Source organism: Mobilisporobacter senegalensis, assembly GCF_003752155.1.
GTDB lineage: Bacteria > Bacillota > Clostridia > Lachnospirales > Lachnospiraceae > Mobilisporobacter > Mobilisporobacter senegalensis.
Genome location: NZ_RJVG01000015.1, coordinates 67,801 through 76,033 on the forward strand (window position 1 = coordinate 67,801; position 8,233 = coordinate 76,033).

11 protein-coding genes are annotated in these 8,233 nt (G+C 32.5%); 3 read left to right on the forward strand and 8 right to left on the reverse strand.

Annotation, left to right across the window (positions count from 1 at the left end; genetic code table 11):
- Positions 1-188 precede the first annotated feature (188 nt).
- The 3 genes from EDD66_RS17165 to EDD66_RS17175 all read left to right on the forward strand — a co-directional run bounded on the left by EDD66_RS17165 (position 189) and on the right by EDD66_RS17175 (position 2,765).
- The gene (locus EDD66_RS17165; RefSeq protein ID WP_123610818.1) at positions 189-1,793 is read left to right on the forward strand and encodes a CvpA family protein; all 1,605 of its coding nucleotides are present in this window, start codon (positions 189-191) and stop codon (positions 1,791-1,793) included.
- Between the two features lie 320 nt (positions 1,794-2,113).
- Positions 2,114-2,437, forward strand: a complete 324-nt coding sequence (locus EDD66_RS19040; RefSeq protein ID WP_408632116.1) for a DUF2752 domain-containing protein — start codon at positions 2,114-2,116, stop codon at positions 2,435-2,437.
- 34 nt (positions 2,438-2,471) lie between these two features.
- On the forward strand, positions 2,472-2,765 hold the full coding sequence (locus EDD66_RS17175; protein WP_123610820.1) for a hypothetical protein: 294 nt from the start codon (positions 2,472-2,474) through the stop codon (positions 2,763-2,765).
- Between the two features lie 126 nt (positions 2,766-2,891).
- On the opposite strand, the gene EDD66_RS17180 is transcribed toward EDD66_RS17175, so the two are convergent.
- The 8 genes from EDD66_RS17180 to EDD66_RS17215 form a co-directional block, all read right to left on the reverse strand.
- Positions 2,892-3,728, reverse strand: coding sequence for a cysteine ABC transporter substrate-binding protein (locus EDD66_RS17180; protein ID WP_123610821.1), 837 nt, complete (start codon positions 3,726-3,728; stop codon positions 2,892-2,894).
- 108 nt (positions 3,729-3,836) lie between these two features.
- Positions 3,837-4,583 (reverse strand): amino acid ABC transporter ATP-binding protein, encoded by a 747-nt coding sequence (locus EDD66_RS17185; RefSeq protein ID WP_123610822.1) that lies wholly within the window; start codon positions 4,581-4,583, stop codon positions 3,837-3,839.
- 14 nt (positions 4,584-4,597) lie between these two features.
- A complete protein-coding gene (locus tag EDD66_RS17190) occupies positions 4,598-5,254 on the reverse strand; it encodes an amino acid ABC transporter permease (protein WP_123610823.1) in 657 nt (218 codons plus the stop codon).
- Positions 5,235-5,894: an amino acid ABC transporter permease gene (locus EDD66_RS17195; protein ID WP_123610824.1), complete on the reverse strand. Its 660-nt coding sequence runs from the start codon at positions 5,892-5,894 to the stop codon at positions 5,235-5,237. Before EDD66_RS17195 ends, EDD66_RS17190 begins: the two co-directional genes overlap by 20 nt.
- A 253-nt stretch (positions 5,895-6,147) precedes the next feature.
- Positions 6,148-6,693: a DUF2812 domain-containing protein gene (locus EDD66_RS17200; RefSeq protein ID WP_123610825.1), complete on the reverse strand. Its 546-nt coding sequence runs from the start codon at positions 6,691-6,693 to the stop codon at positions 6,148-6,150.
- A gap of 15 nt (positions 6,694-6,708) precedes the next feature.
- The gene (locus EDD66_RS17205) at positions 6,709-7,029 is read right to left on the reverse strand and encodes a PadR family transcriptional regulator (RefSeq protein WP_123610826.1); all 321 of its coding nucleotides are present in this window, start codon (positions 7,027-7,029) and stop codon (positions 6,709-6,711) included.
- A 189-nt stretch (positions 7,030-7,218) separates the two neighbouring features.
- Positions 7,219-7,668 carry a peptide deformylase gene (gene def / locus EDD66_RS17210; RefSeq protein WP_123610827.1) on the reverse strand — a complete coding sequence of 150 codons (450 nt, stop codon included), beginning with the start codon at positions 7,666-7,668 and terminating at the stop codon, positions 7,219-7,221.
- Positions 7,668-7,904, reverse strand: coding sequence for a helix-turn-helix transcriptional regulator (locus EDD66_RS17215; protein WP_123610828.1), 237 nt, complete (start codon positions 7,902-7,904; stop codon positions 7,668-7,670). The genes def and EDD66_RS17215 overlap by 1 nt, the downstream gene beginning before the upstream one ends.
- Positions 7,905-8,233: the final 329 nt, after the last annotated feature.

The following is an 8,233-nucleotide window of genomic DNA, read 5'->3' on the forward strand; positions in this document are numbered from 1 at the left end:
AGATGTGGTAAAACCACACCTGAATTAAGCTCCACTTTATAATACAATTAACCATATACATTCTAACAGTTTTTCATTTAAAATCAAACATTTATTTATTACTTTACAAATTTTTAGCTGTTTCTAATTGACTTTTAATCTTTACATGTTATGATTTAAGAAAATTTTAGTTTTCCCAAGGAGGACATATGAAAAAAATAAAAATGATTGGTTTGTCAGTCGTTATTTTATGTATCATTGGATATATCTACTATTACCTTACACTTCCTGCAATCAATATCCATTCCGCAGGTTTTTGGTTTTTTATGATAGTTGGATTTATCGTACTTACAATAGCTATTGGCATATCAAGTTTTAACGGACATGAAACGAATCCAAAGGGCCTGCCTAAGAATATGTTTTTTAAACTTTGTGGACTTATTACTTGCGGGCTTGTAGTTGTATTTATTATAGGAAGTTTATTATCCTCTCCTATTATTAATGCTTCCAAATATCAAAAATTAATAAACATTTCAGAAGGGGATTTTAATCAGGATATTGAGCAATTATCCTACAAGGAGATTCCTATTCTGGATAAAGATTCTGCAACCTTATTAGGTTCTAGAAAAATGGGCAGCATCGTTGAATATGTATCTCAATTTGAAGTTGCAAATGATTATACCCAGATAAATTACCAGGGGACTCCTGTTCGTGTTACTCCTTTAAAATACGGTAGTTTTTTTAAATGGATCACAAATAACAAAAATGGTATTCCTGCTTATATGAAAATTAACATGGCAAATCAGGATACAGAATTAGTAAAGCTAAAAGAAGGAATGAAATATTCCCATGCTGAGCATTTTGGCAGAAATATTAACCGTTACATCAGATTTAAATATCCTACTTATATTTTCGATACTTTAAATTTCGAAATCGATGATAATGGTACTCCATATTATATCTGCCCAGTCAAAGATTTTTCCATTGGTCTATTCGGCGGTCAAACGATTCGTAATGTTGTTTTGGTTAATGCAATCACCGGAGAGACCATTGATTATAAAATAAATGAAGTGCCCCAATGGATCGACCGGGTTTATAATGCTGAACTGCTTATTTCATATTATGATTATTATGGAACCTTAAAACATGGTTATTTAAATTCAATATTCAGCCAAAAAGATGCATTGCAGACAACAGATGGTTATAATTATATCGTATTAAATGATGATGTATGGGTCTATACCGGCGTTACTTCCGTTGGTGGTGACGAATCTAATGTAGGATTTGTAATTATGAATCAAAGAACTGCTGAAACCAGATATTATCCGGTATCCGGCGCAGAAGAATATTCTGCAATGAGTTCTGCAGAAGGTCAGGTACAACATCTTGGATACACTGCAACTTTTCCATTGCTGCTAAACATTGCAGGAGAACCAACTTATTTTATATCACTGAAAGATGAAGCCGGTCTTGTGAAAAAATATGCCATGGTTAATATTGAAAAATACCAGACCGTAGCTATTGGAGATACCGTTAGTGAATGTGAGAAAACCTATATCGCAATGTTGAAAACGAATGGGATTACAGTTCCCGATACCACCTCCCTTCCTACAATTACTGGAAATATCACTAAAATAGCAGAGGCTGTAAGCGATGGAAACTCTCATTATTATATTATGGTAAACGGATCTGACTCTATCTTTGATGTTTTAGTTGGAGAAAATATTAATATTATTAAATATAATGTTGGTGATACCGTAACATTTTCATATACAGAGGGAGCTTCTGTCAATACAGTTCTAGATATAAAGTAATCTTATTCTTTATACACATGATAAATAAATCAGATAATTGGGAAACTCCAAAGAGTAGTTCTTTGTGATACAAATAATACAATTCCGGAGCGGAAGCTAAGCGGAAGGAGCGTTGGAGCGAAGGAATTTGTATGAGTTGTATCACAAATTTAGAATATTTATTAGTTCCCCAATTATCTGCCTGATAAATACGCATAATGGGGGAAATGGAATTGAAGGATATCCTTAACTTTTGTAAAAATTACTGTTTTGCTGTATTAATATGTATTGCATCTTTATCTATTTTGAATTATTTTCTTGGAACAGTATGCTTTAGCGTAATGCTGTTTGGAATTCCGTGTCCGGCATGTGGTATCACAAGAGCGACCAAACTACTGTTAACTGGCCATTTTGTGGAATCTTTTCAGATGCACCCATTATTAGTGCTCGTGATTATCGGCTGCCTCCTTTATTTAATTCTAAATATTTTATTAAAAAAATATATAGATTTTATAAAGTATTATGGTATAATATGTATATTAATCTTTATTTGCTTCTATATATACCGGATGAAGATGTATTATCCTAATGTAGAGCCTATGCTTTATAGAGAAGATAATCTTTTATCTAAACTATTTTCATTCATTCAATATATGAAGCGTTAATAGATTAGTTACGTATAATTAAGGAGGATAAATAATGGACAACAACAATTTTGACCAGACTACTTTTGAACCAAACAATGGTCAACAACTGGAAGCACCTTTAACATTAGGTGAATGGATTTTGACAATTATTATTTTGGGAATTCCTTGCGTGAATATCGTAATGATGTTTATTTGGGGATTTGGTAAGACAGGGAATATCAGCAGAAGAAATTACTGCCGTGCCATGTTAATTTTTGCCGCTATTGGTATTGTACTTGGTTTACTCTTTAGTTCCGTAATTGGAGCAATGATTGCCAGTATGTCCAGCGGTTATGGTTATTATTAAGATAATTATACAAAAGCCAAAAAGAGCCATTTCTACATATATGTAGGAATGGCTCTTTTATTTGCTGCTGCCTTGGAAATAAAAGCAGTTTTGTAACATAACTCTTCTTATTTATTGTTCGCTAAATTATCTAAATATAACATCATCTGGATTTGTGTCTGGGCTAAAATGTGACCTTAGCTCTTGATCATATGCTTTTTCAAAGAAGCCATCTGCAGTTAAAGTTTTAATCTCATCATTTAACCAGTTAAGTAATTCAGTATTTCCCTTTGATACTGCCGGTGCAATAGCATCCTGGCTTCCAAGATTACCTTCTACAATTTTAAATCCTGCATTTTCATATGCCCATGCAAATAATAATGTATTATCATGTGCCAGAGCATCACCTCTGCCATCCACCAATGCCTGGAATGTTTCAGTGTTTTGTTCATAAGAGATCAATTCAACGTCAGGGTAATTTTCGGTAAAGAATAATTCTGCTGTTGTACCTTTATTTACAATTAATTTTTTACCTTTAAGATCATCAACAGAAGTAATTTGTGAACCATCCGGAGCTACAATACCTAATGCAACTTTCATATAGGCTTCGGCAAAATCAACTTCTTGTTTTCTTTCTTCCGTTACTGTGAAATTAGCCAGTACAATATCCACTTTATTTGATTTTAAGTATTCGATACGATTTGCTGCTTCCAGAATTACAAATTCAACTTTATTTTCATCTCCTAATAAATCTTTAGCTATCTGATGTGCTAAATATACATCATAACCAACACTGTCACCATTTTCATCTACATAACCAAAAGGTGGTTTATCCCCAAATACCCCAATAATAACTTTTCCTCTTTCTTTGATCGCATCAATAGAACTACCCTTTGTATCTGAAGTTTTTTGACAAGCAGTCAAACCTACTATTAATGTTAATACAGTAAAAATGATTCCTAATTTCTTGATAAATGTTTTCATGATACTATTCTCCTCTTCTTTTTATTTACTATATAAAATATGAACGTTAAACATTCATATTAAATAACGATTGAATTTCCAGCTTCATTAATAAACTTTAGCATTCTGTTAATATTCAAACTTATTTAAAAATTGTTTTGCCCTTTCTGTTTTAGGATTCTCAAAAAATTCTGTGGGTGAAGATTCTTCCACGATCACTCCTTCATCCATAAATATAATTCTGTCAGCAACGGATTTGGCAAAGTTCATCTCATGGGTTACTATCATCATAGTCATGCCCTGCTTTGCCAGATTTAAGATAACTTCTAAAACTTCCCTTACCATCTCAGGATCAAGTGCAGCAGTCACTTCATCAAATAGAATGATATCTGGATTCATACATAAAGAGCGAACGATGGCAACCCTTTGCTTTTGTCCTCCTGATAATTCTCTAGGATAAGAATTCTCTCTATCTCCTAACCCGACTTTCTCCAACAGCATTCTGGCAAGAGCAAGAACTTCTTCTTTCTCTCTTTTTTGGGATTTCATAGGTCCCAGCAAAATATTTTCAATGACTGTCATGTGGGCAAATAAGTCATAGCTTTGAAATACCATTCCAATCTTTTGTCTTATTTCACGCATTTTTATATCTTTATCATAAATACTTTTCCCTTGAAAAATAATATCTCCCTGATTCGTTTTCTCTAACCCATTTACACATCTAAGTAAGGTTGATTTACCGCATCCGGAAGGTCCCAGAATCACAAGAACTTCGCCTTTATGAAGTACCAGATCAATGCCTTTTAAGACTCCTCTATCACCAAAATTCTTATGTAAATTTTTTATGTTAAGTAAAACTTCTTTCGATGCTTCCATATAAACCTCCCTGACTAGTTTGCCCATTTCTCTTCAAGCTTTTTTGAACTGATGGATAATGGATAACAAATAATAAAGAATACGACAAATAAAAATCCATAAATCCAAAATGCCTCTTTCGTCCTTTCAATAACTTGTTGTCCACGCTTGATTATATCAATAACACCAATAAGCACTACTAAAGATGTAGTCTTTATCATTCTGGTAGAGAGACTAATGGCACCTGGAACAATACGTTTAATTGCTTGGGGCAATTGTATATAGATGAACAATTGTGATCTACTTAACCCCACAGATAATCCGGCTTCTAACTGGCTTTTTGGTAACGACTCCAGCGCACCCCGGACGATATCTCCCATCTCAGCTGTTCCCCACATGACAAATATGGTAATTGCAGCAAATTCTCCGGATACGGATATTCCAAGAGCTCTCGGAACAAAGAAATACATTATGAACAGCCAAACCATGATAGGTACAATACGAAATGCTTCAAGGTAGATATCTGTTATCAATTTAAGTAATTTATTTTTGGAGGTACGTAATATTCCGAATAAAAAACCTGTTGCAATGGATATGATCATTGAAATAAAAGCAATTAATAATGTATTACCAAGTCCATCTAATAATAATGGAAGATTATCTATGATTACCTTAGGACCCAAACTCTGCATGACGTACTCTCCTCTCTAAAATTCGAAATATAATTGAAAACGGAAGAATTAAAACCAAATAGCCTGCTGTTAATAAAAGTAAGGCTTCATTGGTTTTATAGTAAAGTCCAATTAATGTCTTCGCAGTAAAAACGAGTTCCGGTATGGCGATTGCCGCTAATATTGAAGTCTCTTTTAATAAAAATATAAAATTGGCTGCTATTTGAGGAATAGATATAGAAAAAGCCTGAGGTAAAATAACATATCTGATCAGCTGCCATCTATTTAAGCCAATACTTAAACCTGTTTCAATTTGGGATTTTGATACTGCTTCAAGTCCACTTCGAAAAGATTCAGAGAAATAACTTCCTCCTAAGAATCCAAGACCTATCACACCACATACCGTTCCACTTAGTTTTAATCCTAATTGAGGTAATCCAAAATAAAGAAAGAATATTTGGACCAGCAGAGGAGTATTTCTGGATAATTCAATATATATCTTTATGATACGATTCAATCCCTTTACCCTAAAGTATGAGATAAAGCAACATATGAGTCCAATAATAACTGCAAGCATGATTCCTAAAAACCCAACATAAAGGGTAACATAGGCCGCCTTTACGTACATAGGAATCACTTTTTGTATAAATTCAAAGTTCATCGTTTTACACTGCCTTTCTGGAAAAACCTATTTTAATAAATATATATAATTTCAAGTGAGATGATACTTAAAATATATATTTATATTAAACTTATCATTTTAGTAGGTTTTGTGATATTATATTCTTCTATACCGTATTTGTCAATACTAAGAAGAAAATTTTTATAGAAAAAGGAGATTTAAATTCTCATTGAATTCAAATCTCCTTTCTTATATCATAAACAATTTACTGCCTAAATACATTCACTGATTTCTAACAATGTTTATACTTCTTTTGCATTTGCACAACACCAAATTGTAAAAACAAGGTGAGTAATAGCGTCCATATAAAGAAGAAATAATCAATAGAATACTGATGGATTATTGTTGTGATAAATTGAAAAATCATTATTAATACTTCAAATATCTGAATGATTCTGGCTACTCTGATCCAACGTGCCAACATCTCTATATAAGATGAGTTATCTGTATAAATATCGAATTCCTTTTCCGGTATATTTTCATTATAAACTTTTCTAAAATAGCTCCATCCATTAAAAGTTGTATTAATATATTCCCACCCTTGTTCTTCAAACATATCTATATATCTTTGTTTTTCAATAGAATCTTTTATCATATCCCCATTAAAATCAATTTTATGACGATATATCACATTGTTATTCTTTTCAAAAACACTATGAAAACATCCGCCTTTCACTAATTGCCAGCCGTTTTCAGATTGTTTATTTAAATCCTGTTCTTCTTTATCATAATTCCATGCAGTATATACTTTATATGACCTCTTTTTTGATTTACTCATAAGCCATTCCCTCCACTAATGAATGATTTTATTGGCACTCTCTACTAACTCATTGAGTCTTTTAATCTCTTCACTTAAAATACTTCTTCCTGACTCTGTAATTTTATATAATCGTTTTCTTTCATCTTCCGGATTATCACTCTTCGTTTCCACTATCCAGCCTTTCTTCATCATATTGCTGACTGCACCGTACATCGTACCTGATCCAATCCTGACTCTGTTACCCGATAAATTTAGAGTATCCTGCATAATTCCATATCCATGATTTGCCCCATTATATAGACAAAGTAAAATATAGAAATAGCTTTCTGTTAATGGTTCAATCTTAGTCTTCATCTGCTTCCCTTCTTTCTATATTCTATCGCATCCTGTTATATCGTCCTGCGACATATTTCTTTATATATCGTATCACGATATATATCGTCTGTCAACATACTTTTTCTCATATTACAGTAAAGAAGGTTTTTCTCATAATAAAAAGAACCATCATCTTATCAAAAAGCTGATAGTTCTTAATCTAATTCCTTATAACCATTCTATTACTTTATCGGTAAATACGATCCCATCCAGATGATCGATCTCATGGCATAAACATTTTGCCATCTCTCCTTCTCCCTCCAAAATAAGCTCACTACCATTTTCATCAATGGCCTGTACTGTGACTTTCATAGGCCGGATCGTCTTACCAAATTTATTTGGAAAGCTTAAACAGCCTTCTGTACATTCCTGTTCTCCGCTCATTCCGATAATTTGGGGGTTAACTAATTTATATATTCCTGTCCCCATATCAATCACTACTAACCTTTTCAATATTCCTAACTGATTTGCTGCAATTGCTGCACCATTTGGTGTAGTGTGAAGAGTTTCAAGCATATCATCAAGTAATAATCTGATATTATCATTTACTTCTTTTACTTCTTTGCATCTTTTTCTCAGTATTTCATCCTCATTATACCTTAATTGCCTTATTGCCATTATACTTCACCTCTGCTCATCTCTGCTCTTGATTTTCTTTCACTTTTATTAAAAATAAATACTTCTTCAATCGTACAGCAAAATACATTAGCTATATCATAAGCTAACCATATAGAAGGTTCAAACTTTTCAGTTTCGATTGCATTAATCGCCTGACGGGATGTCCCTACCTTCTTGCCTAATTGTTCCTGTGTAATACCAATTCTTTCACGCAATTCACGAATTCTATTTTTCATAAAATTACCTCTTAATATATGTATTTGCAATATGTAATGTTTACCTTACATATATTCTATCATTATAATTAATATAAGTCAAGTTGACCTTCGTAATGTGAAATTTTTAATTCCGTTTTTTAAAATCACAAAATAATAAAAATGGAATTTACTCTTGCACATAGTTTTTGCTATTATTTTCCTAAAATAATTTTTTAAATTCTTTTTTTTAAGTTTTGGTTGCGTTTAGTCCTACACAAAAATATAGTATTAGTGTGATCTCTGCCCTTCTTTTAAGGAGGTATTCACATGATAGATCAGACTCTCCCAAATAAACATATGACACTGAA